13 protein-coding genes are annotated in these 13,604 nt (G+C 71.7%); 10 read left to right on the top strand and 3 right to left on the bottom strand.

Going from position 1 to position 13,604, the window contains the following annotated elements; all coding sequences use genetic code 11:
- Positions 1-79: 79 nt before the first annotated feature.
- Positions 80-1,009: a MerR family transcriptional regulator gene (locus ACCP09_RS24555; RefSeq protein WP_123684632.1), complete on the bottom strand. Its 930-nt coding sequence runs from the start codon at positions 1,007-1,009 to the stop codon at positions 80-82.
- 61 nt (positions 1,010-1,070) lie between these two features.
- Here ACCP09_RS24555 and ACCP09_RS24550 point away from each other — a divergent pair, with 61 nt between their 5' ends.
- The 7 genes from ACCP09_RS24550 to ACCP09_RS24520 all read left to right on the top strand — a co-directional run bounded on the left by ACCP09_RS24550 (position 1,071) and on the right by ACCP09_RS24520 (position 8,637).
- Positions 1,071-1,532 (top strand): DUF3180 domain-containing protein, encoded by a 462-nt coding sequence (locus ACCP09_RS24550; protein WP_433750561.1) that lies wholly within the window; start codon positions 1,071-1,073, stop codon positions 1,530-1,532.
- A gap of 69 nt (positions 1,533-1,601) precedes the next feature.
- Positions 1,602-3,383 carry a DUF6779 domain-containing protein gene (locus tag ACCP09_RS24545; RefSeq protein ID WP_433750558.1) on the top strand — a complete coding sequence of 594 codons (1,782 nt, stop codon included), beginning with the start codon at positions 1,602-1,604 and terminating at the stop codon, positions 3,381-3,383.
- Between the two features lie 934 nt (positions 3,384-4,317).
- Positions 4,318-5,424, top strand: coding sequence for a PrsW family intramembrane metalloprotease (locus tag ACCP09_RS24540; protein WP_433750565.1), 1,107 nt, complete (start codon positions 4,318-4,320; stop codon positions 5,422-5,424).
- Between the two features lie 95 nt (positions 5,425-5,519).
- Positions 5,520-6,464, top strand: coding sequence for a Rossmann-like and DUF2520 domain-containing protein (locus ACCP09_RS24535; RefSeq protein ID WP_378333637.1), 945 nt, complete (start codon positions 5,520-5,522; stop codon positions 6,462-6,464).
- Positions 6,461-7,345, top strand: coding sequence for a pantoate--beta-alanine ligase (gene panC / locus ACCP09_RS24530; RefSeq protein ID WP_400983809.1), 885 nt, complete (start codon positions 6,461-6,463; stop codon positions 7,343-7,345). The genes ACCP09_RS24535 and panC overlap by 4 nt, the downstream gene beginning before the upstream one ends.
- Positions 7,346-7,347: 2 nt before the next feature.
- Positions 7,348-7,845 carry an aspartate 1-decarboxylase gene (gene panD, locus ACCP09_RS24525; RefSeq protein WP_027933627.1) on the top strand — a complete coding sequence of 166 codons (498 nt, stop codon included), beginning with the start codon at positions 7,348-7,350 and terminating at the stop codon, positions 7,843-7,845.
- A 6-nt stretch (positions 7,846-7,851) separates the two neighbouring features.
- Positions 7,852-8,637, top strand: a complete 786-nt coding sequence (locus tag ACCP09_RS24520; protein ID WP_433750554.1) for a type III pantothenate kinase — start codon at positions 7,852-7,854, stop codon at positions 8,635-8,637.
- Here the strand turns inward: ACCP09_RS24520 and ACCP09_RS24515 are convergent.
- Positions 8,634-9,389 carry a class I SAM-dependent methyltransferase gene (locus ACCP09_RS24515; protein WP_433750551.1) on the bottom strand — a complete coding sequence of 252 codons (756 nt, stop codon included), beginning with the start codon at positions 9,387-9,389 and terminating at the stop codon, positions 8,634-8,636. The genes ACCP09_RS24520 and ACCP09_RS24515 overlap by 4 nt on opposite strands.
- A gap of 86 nt (positions 9,390-9,475) precedes the next feature.
- Here ACCP09_RS24515 and lysS point away from each other — a divergent pair, with 86 nt between their 5' ends.
- The 3 genes from lysS (at position 9,476) to ACCP09_RS24500 (ending at position 12,228) form a co-directional block, all read left to right on the top strand.
- Positions 9,476-10,987, top strand: coding sequence for a lysine--tRNA ligase (gene lysS / locus ACCP09_RS24510; protein WP_123684637.1), 1,512 nt, complete (start codon positions 9,476-9,478; stop codon positions 10,985-10,987).
- A 143-nt stretch (positions 10,988-11,130) separates the two neighbouring features.
- The gene (locus ACCP09_RS24505) at positions 11,131-11,484 is read left to right on the top strand and encodes a histone-like nucleoid-structuring protein Lsr2 (protein ID WP_020417087.1); all 354 of its coding nucleotides are present in this window, start codon (positions 11,131-11,133) and stop codon (positions 11,482-11,484) included.
- A gap of 162 nt (positions 11,485-11,646) precedes the next feature.
- The gene (locus ACCP09_RS24500; protein ID WP_433750547.1) at positions 11,647-12,228 is read left to right on the top strand and encodes a TIGR03086 family metal-binding protein; all 582 of its coding nucleotides are present in this window, start codon (positions 11,647-11,649) and stop codon (positions 12,226-12,228) included.
- 354 nt (positions 12,229-12,582) lie between these two features.
- On the opposite strand, the gene ACCP09_RS24495 is transcribed toward ACCP09_RS24500, so the two are convergent.
- Entirely contained in the window at positions 12,583-13,320 is a 738-nt protein-coding gene (locus ACCP09_RS24495) for a (2Fe-2S)-binding protein (protein ID WP_378364645.1), read from the bottom strand.
- Positions 13,321-13,604: the final 284 nt, after the last annotated feature.

Here is a 13,604-nt window from a genome sequence, read left to right as displayed (position 1 = left end):
GGCGGGGGAGGTCTGGTTGGGTGGTCGGCCTACTTGCGTTGCCGGCTCGCTGTTGCGGGGCGGGAGGCAACCTCAGCGATCATGCCCGCAAAGCCGCCGTCAGCCACTCCACCGCCGGCACCCGCGTGGGCACCTCCGGCCATCCGTTCATGATCGCCATCAGTTGCCAGTACCGTTCGGCCCTGCGGTCGGTCCCGACGGCGATCCGGTCGGCCACCGAGGCGCGGAACGCCGGATCCGCGGGGTCCTGCCCGTCCGGCGCCCACCCCCGCGCGATGTCGTCGGCCAGCTCGCGCCCCTCCGGTGAATCCGGGGCCAGCCCGGCTTCCAGTGCCTTCTGCGCCCGCTCGCTCCAGCCGATCCAGTCCTCCTGCGCCGGCACGGCCGCCTGGCCCGCCCGCAGGTCGTCGGCGTGCCGTTCGCTCATCCGCCGCGTCACCGCGCGGAACTCCGGGTCCTGGATAAGCTCGGCGAACTCGATCCACGCCTCCAGCTGCTCGGGCGACGGGTCGTCGGGCAGCTCCGGTTTCGCCGAACGCATCCGCTCGTAGAACTCCGCGTCGACCGGTAGGCCGTCGGTCACCTCCTGCCAGAACTCGTCGACCAGGCGGGCCCGCTCTTCGTCGGACATCGCCGCCAGCCTGTTCATCAGTTTCACTTCCTCCAGCTCGGATTCGCGTTTCACGACCGCACGCAGAACCGCGCGCCGCAGCCGCAGCCTGCGCATCTGCTCGTCGAGCGCGTCGATGTGCCGCCGGGCGAGGCGGGGGACGCTCGTCTCCCGCGCGAGCACAGCGGCCACATCCGTTAGCCCGAGGCCGAGTTCGCGCAGCGTCTTGATCAGTTCGAGCCGGGCCATCGCCGTCACGTCGTACAGCCGGTAGCCGGAACCGGTGCGGTCGGCGGGCGGGAGCAACCCCTCGTCGGAGTAGAACCGGATGGTCTTGACCGGCAACCCGGTCCGCCGGCTCAGCTCGCCGATCGTGAACGTCCCGTCCGCGCGTCCCATGCTCAACCCTCCAGCCGGTGGAGAGTCAACTGTGCCACGATCACCTGGGTACCGTGGCGGTATGCACTTCACCCGGACCCGAGAGCTGGTGATCGCCGGGCTGGTCGGGCTCGTGGCCGCGTACCTGTTGTTCAGGTTCGCCTACGGGGACCTGCCCCGCCTGCCGCGGCCGGTCGGCGTCACGCTGTTCGTGCTCGCGGTGATCGAAGTCGCACTGGCCTTCGTGATGCGGTCGCGGGTCAGGTCCGGCCGGCTCGTCAACGCGGTCTCGGCGGCGCGCACGGTCGCGCTCGCGAAGGCCTCCTCGTTGCTCGGCGCGATCATGCTCGGCGCGTGGGCCGGGATCGCCGGCGCGTTGATCCCGCGGGCGTCGGAGCTGGCCGCGGCGTCGAGCGACCTCCGCAGTGTCGCGATCGGAGCGGTGTGCGCGGCCGTGTTGATCGCCGCGGCGCTCTGGCTCGAGCACTGCTGCCGCACGCCGGAAGACGACGAAAGTGATCCCGATCATCACCCGACCGGTTAACGCTGAGAACCGACCGCTCGAAGTACCAACTAGGTCTCGGACGCATAACTAGCGGGTACGGTGTTGGTCATGACTGGCGAGGGTGACGAGACGCGCGGCCGCGTCGTGGGCAGGCCGTGGTTTCTCATCGGCCTGGTCCTCGCGGTCGGCGCCACGATTCCGCTGGTGGTCGCCGACGACATCCGCTACCTGCGGCTGGGGATCGTCGCCGCGTTGTGGGCGGCTCTGATCGGCGCGTTCCTCGCCGTGCGCTACCGCCGCCAGGCGACGAACACCGAAGAGGCCGTCGCACAGGCGCAGGAGGTCTACGAGCTGGAGCTCGAACGCGAGATCGCCGCGCGGCGCGAGTTCGAGCTGGAGGTCGAAGCCGAGACGCGGCAACGGGTCGAGTCCGAGTCCCGCAGCGAACTGGACGCACTGCGCACGGAAATCGCTTCCCTGCGGGACAACCTGCAGAGCCTGTTCGGCGGCGAGGTGCTGCTGGAGCGCGTCGCGCTGACCGCGCAGGCGACCCGGATGCGGGCGCTGCACGAGGAGCAGCGGGTCGTCGAGTACGGCACGAGCCAGCCGCCGCAGATCACCGCGGCGAAGAAGCGGGAGATCACCGACCGGCCGACCGAGTTCATCGAGCGGGTGCGGGAGAAGGAGCCGGTGCGCGCAGGCGGCCGTCCGAGCGCGCCGGAGCCGCGGCGGCCCGAGGTGTCGATGGACCTCCCCGTCCGCCGGGTCGCGAACGCCGAACCCGTCGACCCCGAGCGCACGCGGGTGCAGCCGGCGGCGAAGAAGCCGGAACGCCCACAGACCCGGCCCGTGGAGCCGAGCCGTCCCGCGCCGAGCCGTCCCGATCGTGGGCGCCCGACAGCCGCGACGACGCCGGTCAAGCGGGAACCGCAGCGGGTGGAGCAGCCGACGCAGGTCGCCAAGGCCGTCGATCCGGACTGGACGCCGCGAGCCGAGCGTTCGGCGACCGACCTGTCGGCGGCGTTCCCGACCCGCGTGACGCGGCCAGTGCAGCCGGAGCCGTCGCCGGTGGTCCCCGAGGACCACCCGGTGGTCAACGAGACGTTGCCGGTCGAGGTCCGGCGGCTGGCGCAGCAGGGCAGGCCGGGTGGCCGTCGGCGCCGCGCGGAGGAGGATGAGGCCCCCGCCGGCCGCCGTCGCCGCCCCGACGAGGCGCCGCGGGTGCCGGACGCCGACGAGGCGCCGCCCGGGCTGCGTTCGGACGCCGATGTGCCGGCGAGCCTGCGGACACCGGAGGCCGACGCGGGCCGTCGAGGCGCGGAGCGCGCTCCCGAGGCCGAGGCACTGCCGCGGCTCTCGGTGGCCGCGGAGGCGGAGGGCCCGGCACGCCGATCGAGCGCGGGCGCCGCGGTCGCCGGACGCCGCTCCGCGGAGTCGACCGGGTACCGTTCCGCCGCCGCGATCTCAGGCCGCCGCAGCGCCGAAGCGAGCGGCCACCGGGCAGCCGACGAGACGCCCACGGGCCGGCGCAGCGCTGAAGCGACGGGCCACCGCGCGACGGACGAGACACCCGCGGGCCGCCGCAGCGCCGAGGCAACGGGCCACCGCGCGACGGACGAGACACCCGCGGGCCGCCGCAGCGCTGAAGGAACGGGCCACCGTGCCGCCGATGAGACGCCCACGGGCCGCCGCCACCGCCCCGACGACGAAGCCGCCACGTGGGCGAGCACCGGCCGCCGGGCGAAGCCCGAGCCGGAAACCCCACGCGGCCGCCGCGCCGCGGTGGAGGAGCACACCGGTTCCCACTCCGCGGGCCGCTCGGTGAGCGAACTCCTGGCAGCGAACGGCAAAACGGCGACCCCCCGACGCCGCCGCCGCGCCGAGGACTGACCACTTCCGCGGATTGCTGTGAACTACGGCGATCCCGCCGCTGCCGACGACAGTGCGCCGCGATTCCGCGGGACGCGGCCGACCTGCCCCGCGCCGATCCCGCGCGGCGGAGGTTCTGAACCGTGGCGGTTTCGCGGGGGCGCCGACCTGGGCCGCCGCGATTCGCGGGGGTGGTGGATCTGAACCGCGACGATTGCGCGCGGTGGGGTTCTGAACCACGGCGGTTTCGCGGGCTGTGGATCTGCGTCACTGTGATCCCGCGGCGGCCGACCTGCCTCGCGACGTTTCCGTGCGGCGGGTTCTGAACCGTGGCGATTTCGCGGGGCTGCCGACCTGGGCCACCGCGATTCGCGGGCTGCCGATCTGCATCGCCGCGATTCCGCGGCCAACCGGAACCACGACGATCCCGCCGGCGGTGGATCTGACTAAGGACGATCCCGCGCGGCGGCTCACAGCAATTCCGCGGGGGTGGCCACCGTGCATCACGGCACCGCGGCGTTGCCGGAGGCAGTGCGCCGCCGAGCACCGCCGCCCGCGGCGGTTGCACGCTTCGCCCCACTGCGTCACTGACCGCCGCCGTGCCGCTCTCGCGGCAGCATCATCGCCGTGCTGCTGTGGTGGCTGACCGCCGCCGTGCTGCTCCGGTGATTGCGCCCGCAGCGGCTGTGCCGCTCCACGGCTGTGCCGCCCGCCGACCAGTGGCCTTCGTGGCTGCCCCCTGTCCCGCTTCTGCTGAGCCGGGGACACCGCCGAGGTGCCCGGCTCGCCGCTGCGCGGCCGGGCGACTCGGCGCTACGCCACCGCATCGCACGGCGCCGGCGCTGCGGCTGAGCCCGCTGCACCGGGGGCCCCGAAGCACCGCCCACCCCGCCCGCCCCCGCAGTCCGTCACCGTAGAGTGCCGGGCTGTGACGGCACCCCCTCGCAGGCTCACCGTGCTCCTGCCCGTGCTCGGCCTCGTCATCCTGGCCGTGTGCGGCCTGACCGTTCTCGGCCTGGTCACCGTGCAGATCGGGCCCCTCGCGGTGGCCATCGGCGTCGCCGCGGCGCTCGTTCCCGTCGCGGTCGTCGTGGCGACTATCCTGTGGGTCGACCGCTGGGAACCGGAGCCGGCGAAGTTCCTCCTGGTCGCCTTCTTCTGGGGCGCGTGCCTCGCCGCGATCACCGCCCTGCTGATCAACAACACCGCCGAAACGGTGGGCGACCTGCTCCTCGGCGAGGGCAGCGGCAGCAAGCTCAGCGCGCTCCTGTCCGCCCCGCTCGTCGAGGAGGCCGCGAAGGCCTCGTTCGTGCTCGCCGTCCTGCTGCGCCGCGCCGACGAGTTCGACGGGGTCATCGACGGCATCGTCTACGCGGGGTTCACCGCGGCCGGCTTCGCGTTCACCGAGAACATCTACTACTTCGGCCGCGCCTTCGCCGACTACGGCTTCGGCGACGCCACCAGCACCGGCGTGATCGCCGCGTTCGTGCTGCGCGGCGTGCTGTCGCCGTTCACGCACCCGCTGTTCGCCGCGATCACCGGCATCGGCCTCGGCTACGCCGCCCGCGCCGACAACCGGGCCGTCAAGATCCTCGCCCCGATCGGCGCCTACCTGGGCGCCGTCCTGCTGCACGCCCTGTGGAACGGCGCGGCGGTCCTCGGCGGGGCGCAAACGTTCCTCAACGTCTACTTCCTGATCATGGTCCCGATGTTCATCGCGGTCGTGATGCTCGTCCTCCTGCAACGCCGCCGCGAACAACGCATCGTCACCGCCGCCCTGCCCGCGATGGTCCAGGCGCGGCTGATCGCCCCGTCGGAGGTCGAGCTGCTGTCCACGCTCGCCGGCCGCCGCGAGTGGCGGCGGCAGGCCAGGCAGCAGTCCGGCCGCGAGGCCGCGAAAGCCGTGGCGCGCTACCAGGCCAGCGTGACCGAACTCGCGTTCCTGCGCCGCCGCAAGGAGACCCCGGACCACGAGAAGCGCAAGCGGGAACTGCTGGCCACGCTGCGCGCGGCCCGCGCCGACGCGGTCCGGCTGGCGGGTGAAGGCAGTCATACCGGGTAAACCGGGTCGGGTGAAGCTGGTCACCCGCCGCCGACCCGGGGCGTTTCCGCGAGCTACTCTCGCCCCGTCGTCCGGTACCCGCGAACGGAGCGGGACTGGAACGAGCTGAGGAGTTCTGCTGCCATGAGCGTCCACAGGGGCACGCCGTGAGTCGTCCCGCAAGGCTCGGTGTCGGAGTGATCTCCGCCGGCCGCGTGGGCAGCGTCGTCGGCGCCGCGCTGACCCGGTCCGGGCACACGGTGGTCGCCGCCTCCGGCATTTCCGCCGCTTCCCAGGCCCGCGCCGAGCGCATGCTGCCGGGTGTCCCGCTCAAACCGCCGGACGAGGTCGCCGCGGCCGCGGACCTCGTGCTGCTGGCCGTGCCCGACGACGAACTCGCCGGCCTGGTCCGCGGTCTGGCCGCCACCGGTTCCTGGCGCCCCGGCCAGATCGTCATCCACACCTCCGGCGCGCACGGCCTCGACGTGCTGGCCCCCGCCGCCGCGGCCGGTGCGCTGCCGCTGGCCCTGCACCCGGTCATGACGTTCACCGGCCGCTCCGAGGACCTCGACCGGCTCACCGCCTGCAGCGTCGGCGTCACCGCCGCGGCCGACGACGAGGCCGCATGGAGCGTCGGCGAGGCGCTGACCGTCGAGATGGGCGCGGAACCGGTGCGGGTGCCGGAAGCCGCCAGGGCGCTGTACCACGCGGCGCTCGCGCACGGCGCCAACCACTTGATCACGCTCGTCGACGACTGCGCGGACCTGTTGCGCGGCGCGGGGATCGGCGACGCGGAGCGCATGCTCGGCCCGTTGCTGTCGGCGGCGCTGGACAATGCGCTGCGGCACGGTGACCGAGCCCTGACCGGTCCGGTCGCCCGCGGTGACACCGGTACCCTGCGCAAGCACCTGGGCGTGCTCGAAGCCACCGAGCCCGCGATCGTGCCCGCCTACACCTCGCTCGCCCGGCGCACCGCGCAGCGAGCCGAAGCGGCCGGCCTGCTCGACGCCGGCGCCGCCGCCGAGATCACCGAACTTCTGGAAAGGCCGGAAAACCCGTGACCACACCGAAATTCAGCCGCGGGCAGCTGAACACCTACCAGACGCCCGGCGACGTGCACCGGGTCACCGCGGCGCTGCACTCGGTGGGCCGCAAGGTCGCGCTGGTGCCGACCATGGGCGCGCTGCACGCCGGTCACCGCGAACTGATCCGTCGCGCCAAGCGCCTGCCGAACACCGTCGTCGCCGTGTCGATCTTCGTGAACCCCCTGCAGTTCGGCGAGGGCGAGGACTTCGACGCCTACCCGCGGCCGCTGGAGCGGGACCTGGAGATCCTCGCCGAGGACGGCGTGGAGATCGCGTTCGTGCCCAAGGTCGGCGACCTCTACGCTGAGGGCCACGCGGTGACCCTGCACCCGGGCCCGCTCGGCGACGAGCTGGAGGGCGCCCACCGCCCCGGCCACTTCGCCGGTGTGCTGACTGTGGTGGCGAAGCTGTTCAACATCGTCACGCCGGACTTCGCGTTCTTCGGCGAGAAGGACTACCAGCAGCTGGTCCTGATCAAGCGAATGGTGCGCGACCTGAACCTCGACGTCCGCGTGATCGGGGTGCCGACGGTCCGGGAGTCCGACGGCCTGGCCCTGTCCTCGCGCAACGTCTACCTCTCGCCGGAACAGCGGGAAGCCGCCGTGGTGTTGTCCGCGGCGCTCGCGGCAGGCGGGCATTCCGGACCGAAGGGCGGGGACGCGGTCCTCGCGGCGGCGCGCGCGACGCTGGCCGCCCGCCCGGAGGTCGACGTGGATTACCTCGAATTGCGGGGAACCGATCTCGGTCCCGCACCCGTCGATGGGGAAGCACGGTTGCTGATCGCCGCCCGGGTCGGGCGGACCCGGCTGATCGACAACGTCCCGGTGGTGCTGGGCGCGTCGGAGGAAGAGGGATAACCATGTACCGCACGATGCTGAAGTCGAAGATCCATCGCGCGACGGTCACCCAGGCCAACCTGCACTACGTCGGGTCGGTCACGATCGACGAGACGCTGATGGAGGCGGCCGACCTGCTGCCGGGCGAGCTGGTGGCCATTGTGGACGTCACGAACGGCGCGCGGCTGGAGACCTACGTGATCCCGGGCGAGCGGGACAGCGGCGTCATCGGCATCAACGGCGCCGCCGCGCACCTCGTGCACCCGGGCGACCTGGTCATCCTGATCTCCTACGGTCAGATGGACAACGCCGAGGCGGCCACCTACCAGCCGCGGATCGTGTTCGTCGACGACGAGAACCGGATCAAGCACGAGGGCAGCGACCCCGGGCACGCGCCCGACGGCTCCGGCCTGGTGAGCGGCAGCATCCCGATCGCCTCGCCGGACCGGGAGAACCCGTTCCCGGTCGCCGAAACCGTCGACGCCGCACGGCTCGACGCGCTGCTGCACGCCGAGGGCTGAACTCCCTTGCTCCTGGCGATCGACGTCGGCAACACGAACATCGTGCTCGGCCTGTACGAGGGCAGTGGGGACGCGGCCAAGCTCGTCGGGGACTGGCGGATGCGGACCGACGCGCAGATGACCGCCGACGAGCTGGCGCTGACCATGCGCGGCCTGCTCGGCGAGCACGCCGACGCGATCACCGGGCTCAGCGCGTTGTCCACCGTGCCCGCGGTGCTGCGCGAGATGCGGGTCATGCTCGGCCGGTACTACGCGCGGGTGCCGAAGGTCGTCGTCGAGCCCGGCGTCCGCACCGGCGTGCCGCTGCTGGTGGACAACCCGCGTGAGGTGGGCGCGGACCGGCTGGTCAACACGCTCGCCGCGCACCACCTGTACCGCACGGCGTGCGTCGTGGTGGACTTCGGGACCTCGACCAACGTGGACGTGATCTCCGCGAAGGGCGAGTTCCTCGGCGGCGCGTTCGCGCCCGGCATCGAGATCTCGGTCGACGCGCTGGCCTCGCGCGCGGCGGCGCTGCGCAAGGTCGAGCTGGTCCGGCCGCGGTCGGTGATCGGCAAGAACACCGTGGAGTGCCTGCAGTCCGGCATCGTGTTCGGGTTCGCAGGCCAGGTCGACGGCCTGGTGCGGCGGATCGTGCGCGAGCTGACCGCGCGCACGCACGAGCCGGTCACCGTGCTCGCGACCGGCGGGCTGGCGCCGCTGGTGATCGGCGAGTCGGAGACGATCACCGAGCACGTGCCCGACCTGACGCTGCTGGGCCTGCGCCTGGCCTTCGAACGCCAGACGCGTTAGCGGCGGACGGCGCGCAGCACCGTCGTCAGCAGCGGCAGGTCGAATTCGCCGTTCGCGGTGGCCGGGTTGGCGCGGAGGAATTCCAGCGTCCGCCGCCGCGTCTCCACACGCTCGGCATCGTCCGCGACGAGCAGATGGGAATGCGTGGAGATCGTTTCGACCAGGCTTTCGGGTGTGCGGCGGTGCGAGTGCCGGAACGTCTTCTCCTCGAACGCGCTGAACGCGGGGTGTTCGGGCAGAGTCGCGACCGACCGGCCGCGCTGCACGAAACCGGACACGCGGGCGAATTCGGCGACCCACGGGACGGAATCGTCGTTGCCGTTCCACAGCCCCGCGACCACGCCGCCAGGGCGCAGCACGCGTGCGATTTCGGTGAGCGCGGCGCCCGGGTCGAACCAGTGGAACGCCTGGCCGGCGAGCACGGCGTCGGTGCCGGCGTCGGGCAACGGGATCCGTTCCGCCGTGCCGTCCAGGACTTCGATGCCGGGATGGCGCCGGGTGAACGCGGCGCGCATGGCCGGATCGGGTTCGACCGCGGTGACGCGCAGCCCGAGCGCACGCAGGCCGCCGGTGAGCTTGCCGGTGCCCGCGGCCAGGTCCACCACTTCCGCGGCACCGGGCGGCAACGCCCAGCGGAGACCGTCGAGCGGGTAATCGGGACGGTGCTCGTCGTAGGCGTCCGCGTGCCCCCCGAATGAGCGGGACCGCCGGTCCCACAGCTCACGATCGGCGGATGAAGTGGCTTCGCTCACTCGCGCGATGCTATCGGTGCGCTTGTGCTGGTCGATACAGGTAATCCGGTTGGCCTAGTAGTCACGGGGGTTCGTACCCTATCGGCATGACGGATTCCCCCTCCCCGGATCGCCCGGTGCCCGCTGACGACCTGCCCGAACAAATGCGGGTCCGTCGGGCCAAGCGCGATCGGCTGCTCGCGGAGGGCGTGGAGCCGTACCCGGTCGAAGTGCCGCGCACCCACACGCTCGCCCAGGTGCGCGCGGCGCACCCGGACCTGCCCGCCGACACGGCCACCGGCGAGGTCGTCGGCGTGACCGGTCGCGTCATGTTCTCGCGCATCGGCGGCAAGCTGTGCTTCGCGACGCTGCGCGAAGGCGACGGCACCGAACTGCAGGCGATGATCAGCCTCGCGAACGTCGGCGAGGAAGCGCTGGCCGCCTGGAAGGCGGACGTCGACCTCGGCGACCACGTCTACGTGCACGGCGAGGTCATCACGTCCAAGCGCGGCGAGCTGTCCATCATGGCCGACGAGTGGCGGATGGCCGCGAAGGCGCTGCGCCCGCTGCCGGTCGCGCACAAGGAGCTGGCCGAGGAGACCCGCGTCCGCCAGCGCTACGTCGACCTGATCCTGCGCCCGCAGGCCCGCGACGTGGTGCGCACGCGCGCGTCGGTGGTCCGTTCGTTGCGGGATTCGTTCCACCGCAGGGGTTTCACCGAGGTGGAAACGCCGATGCTGCAGACCCTGCACGGCGGCGCCTCGGCGCGGCCGTTCGTCACCCATTCGAACGCGTTCGACATCGATCTGTACCTGCGGATCGCGCCGGAGCTGTTCCTCAAGCGGTGCGTGGTCGGGGGGATCGAGAAGGTCTTCGAGATCAACCGCAACTTCCGCAACGAGGGCAGCGACTCCTCGCATTCGCCGGAATTCGCGATGCTGGAGTACTACGAGGCCTACGCCACCTACGACACGAACGCGGTGATGACGCGGGAGCTGATCCAGGAAGCGGCGCAGGCCGTTTTCGGCGGCCTCGAGGTCACGCTCGCCGACGGCTCGCCGTACGACCTCTCCGGCGAATGGACGTCGCTGAGCATGTACGACTCGTTGTCCGACGCGCTCGGCGAGGAAGTGACGCCGGAAACGTCGGTGGAGAAGCTGCGCGGGTTCGCCTCCGCGCGTGGCCTGGAGGTCGATCCGAAACTCGGCCACGGGAAGCTGGTCGAGGAACTGTGGGAGCACCTGGTCGGTGATCACCTGCACGAGCCGACTTTCGTACGGGATTTTCCGATCGAGACCTCGCCGCTGACGCGGCAGCACCGGACCAAGCCCGGCGTGGCCGAGAAGTGGGACCTCTACGTCCGCGGATTCGAGTTGGCCACCGGATACTCCGAGCTGGTCGACCCGGTGATCGAGCGGGAAAGATTGCTGGACCAGGCCCGCCAGGCCGCGGCCGGGGATAGCGAAGCGATGCGCCTCGACGAGGATTTCCTGCGCGCGCTCGAGTACGGAATGCCACCGAGTGGTGGCGTGGGAATGGGCATCGATCGTCTCCTGATGGCCCTCACCGGCCTCGGCATCCGCGAGACCATCCTCTTCCCGCTGGTGCGCCCCGAATAGCAGGCACGAACTAGTCACGGTATCGGTTACGTGATTTGCGTGCTGCCCTGATTCCGGGTATTAATGTCCTAGTCAATGGCTTCTGGTCAGGGCGCCTGCCCCTGCCCGATCATTCGTGGCTGGCCGAAAACAGGAGGAAACACATGGCACAGAAGGTGCTGGTGTCGCTCATCGACGACATCGACGGCTCGGAGGCGGACGAGACCGTCGAGTTCGGACTTGACGGCATCTCGTACCAGATCGACCTGTCGGCGGAAAACGCCGAGGAGCTCCGTGACGCGCTGGCCCAGTACGTCGAGCACGCGCGGCGTGCCGGTGGCCGCAAGCGGGGCACTCCGGGCCGTCAGCCCGCCGGCAAGGTCGCGGGTCGTTCCGCGTCGGTGGACCGCGAGCAGAACCAGGCCATTCGGGCCTGGGCGCGCAAGAACGGCTACCAGGTTTCCGACCGCGGGCGTATCCCGTCGGAGGTCGTGGAGGCCTACCACAAGAAGAACTGACTGCAGTTCGGGTAAAGAGGGGCGTGGAAGAGCCGCCGGGGATTCCCGGCGGCTTTTTTCATTGCCCGGCAGGTTGAACACGGTTCTGTCCGGCCGGGTCATTCGTGAGCGGCTGTCGCTTTTGTTCAAGACGGCGGCGCCGCCATTCGGCTGAATGGAGGCATGACCGACCTTCGACCGATGCTGGACCGGGCCGCCCGCGAGTTCACCGGGCTGCTCCGCACCATCGAACCAGCCCAACTGGACAACCGGACCCCCTGCACCGAATACGACGTGCGCGCCCTGCTCAACCACCTTCTCTATTGGGGCCCGTGGATGGCGGCGGCACTCCGCCGCGAACCGGCGCCCGCGGCGACTGGCGGCGAGCGGGACGTCGATCTCACGCAGGGTGACTGGCTGGGTGAGCTGTGCACGCTTGTGGATGGAATTGTGGATACCTGTGGGCGGCCGGGGGCGCTCGACGGCACCACGAAGTTCGGCGATGCGGAGATGCCGGCCGAGATGATCGCCGGAATGGTGCTGACCGAATGGGTGGTGCACGGCTGGGACCTGGCCCGTGCGACCGGCCGGCCGCTGACCGTCGACCCCGAGGTGGCGGCGGCGCTGCACAGCTCGGTCGAGGCGACGGCGGAGCAGGCGCGGGAGATGAAGGTGTTCGGGCCTGCGGTGCCGTGCGCGGACGAGGCGCCGGTGCTGGACCGGCTGCTGGCGCTGACCGGCCGTGATCCGGGGTGGCGCGCCTAGCGGGCGGATGCCCGGGGTGCCGGGGCCGGGGGCGTGCCTAGGGATGGCTGAACGTGGCCTCGGCGCCGGCCTTCTGGGTCTGGAGTTTCGAGGTGGCGTCCCTCGCGGGGTGCCGGGGCGTGGGGGAGGCGCCGGTGGCGGACCGGCTGCTGGCGCTGACCGGCCGTGATCCGGGGTGGCGCGCCTAGCGAGCGGACGCGCGGGGTGCCGGGTGACGCGCCTGGGCGAACGCGGCACCGGCTCCTGCCTTCCGGGCCCCGGAGCTCAGGGTGGAGTCCCTCGCGGGCTGCGGCGTGGCTGATCCCGGTCGGTGAACCGACCGGGATCAGCCACGCGGAGCCGGTGTGGTGAAAGTCACCGGCGGCAGGTGCGCGGGCAGCCCTCGCACAGCGGCTGCTCCGGCAGCAGGTACGAGAAGCAGCAGCTCTCCCGCCGCCGGGCCCACCCGTCGCCGGTCTGGCGCAGCCGGGTCGACGCCGTCAGCGGCGGGTAGTGCTCGTCCAGCACGAGCTGCGCGTCGGCGACGCCCGCCTCCTCGTCGCCGGCGTACAGGCCCGCCCACCAGAGCGTGCTGTCCAGCGCGTCCGTCGCCGCGGCCCACAGCATCCGGCGGCCGAGCCGGCTCAGCGGCGCGTACGCCTGCACGAACTGCGCCGCGTGCGCCGTATAACGAGCGCGCAGCACCGCGGCCAGCGCCCGCTCGTCCGCGACCACCGTCGCCTCGGGGCGGTCCGCGTCGGGGTCGCCGGGCAGGCAGTAGAACTCGTCCCCCAGCACCGCCACACCTTCGGGGTGTGGGCGGTCCGCGCACAGGCGGAAGGCGAGTTCACCCGGCCGCAGCATGGGTACTCGCCGTTCGTGATGGAGCAGCAACGCACCGGTGAACGCCGGCACGTGCAGGTACCACGACATGACGAACCCGGCCGTCGTCCGTTCGGGTGCCTCGCCGAAGCCGTCGCGCAGCCACTCGCCGAGGAGCTTGCGCCACACGTCGAACCGCGCGGGGTCGGCCAGCAGGTCGCCGCAGCGCTGCCAACCGCCCGTCGCGGGCAGGTCGGCGCGCACTTCCATGCGGTCCTGCAGGGCGGCCACCCTCGTGACGGACGCTCCGAGAGCGCCCAGCGCGGTTTCGATGGCGGACCTCCCTGCTCCATCCGAGTGGTTAGGTTGGCCTTACCTTACTCGTTCCGAGCGCGAGCGCCAGTCCCGTCCCCGTCACGAGGGTGTTCGCGGTGAGCGGACAAACCGGGGCTTGCGGAATCGCCGGGAGAAGTCCCGCGTTGCAGATGTACGTCAGCTACCAGCGCAGACTCATCGCCGGGGATTTCCGGCGTCTACACCAGCTGTGACCTAATCCGCCCCAGTGGTAGTCCGGT

The organism is Amycolatopsis sp. 3B14, from assembly GCF_050958625.1.
Taxonomy (GTDB): Bacteria; Actinomycetota; Actinomycetes; order Mycobacteriales; family Pseudonocardiaceae; genus Amycolatopsis_E; species Amycolatopsis_E thermoflava.
Note: the sequence above shows the minus strand (reverse complement) of the source record. Positions and strands in the feature narration are given on the sequence as shown.

What these genes read in the sequence shown, in the direction of transcription:
- ACCP09_RS24555 (WP_123684632.1), bottom strand. Translation starts at nt 1,009, where the DNA reads ATGGGACGCGCGGACGGGACGTTCACGATCGGCGAGCTGAGCCGGCGG.
- ACCP09_RS24550 (WP_433750561.1), top strand. Translation starts at nt 1,071, where the DNA reads ATGCACTTCACCCGGACCCGAGAGCTGGTGATCGCCGGGCTGGTCGGG.
- ACCP09_RS24545 (WP_433750558.1), top strand. Translation starts at nt 1,602, where the DNA reads ATGACTGGCGAGGGTGACGAGACGCGCGGCCGCGTCGTGGGCAGGCCG.
- panD (WP_027933627.1), top strand. Translation starts at nt 7,348, where the DNA reads ATGTACCGCACGATGCTGAAGTCGAAGATCCATCGCGCGACGGTCACC.
- lysS (WP_123684637.1), top strand. Translation starts at nt 9,476, where the DNA reads ATGACGGATTCCCCCTCCCCGGATCGCCCGGTGCCCGCTGACGACCTG.
- ACCP09_RS24505 (WP_020417087.1), top strand. Translation starts at nt 11,131, where the DNA reads ATGGCACAGAAGGTGCTGGTGTCGCTCATCGACGACATCGACGGCTCG.
- ACCP09_RS24500 (WP_433750547.1), top strand. Translation starts at nt 11,647, where the DNA reads ATGACCGACCTTCGACCGATGCTGGACCGGGCCGCCCGCGAGTTCACC.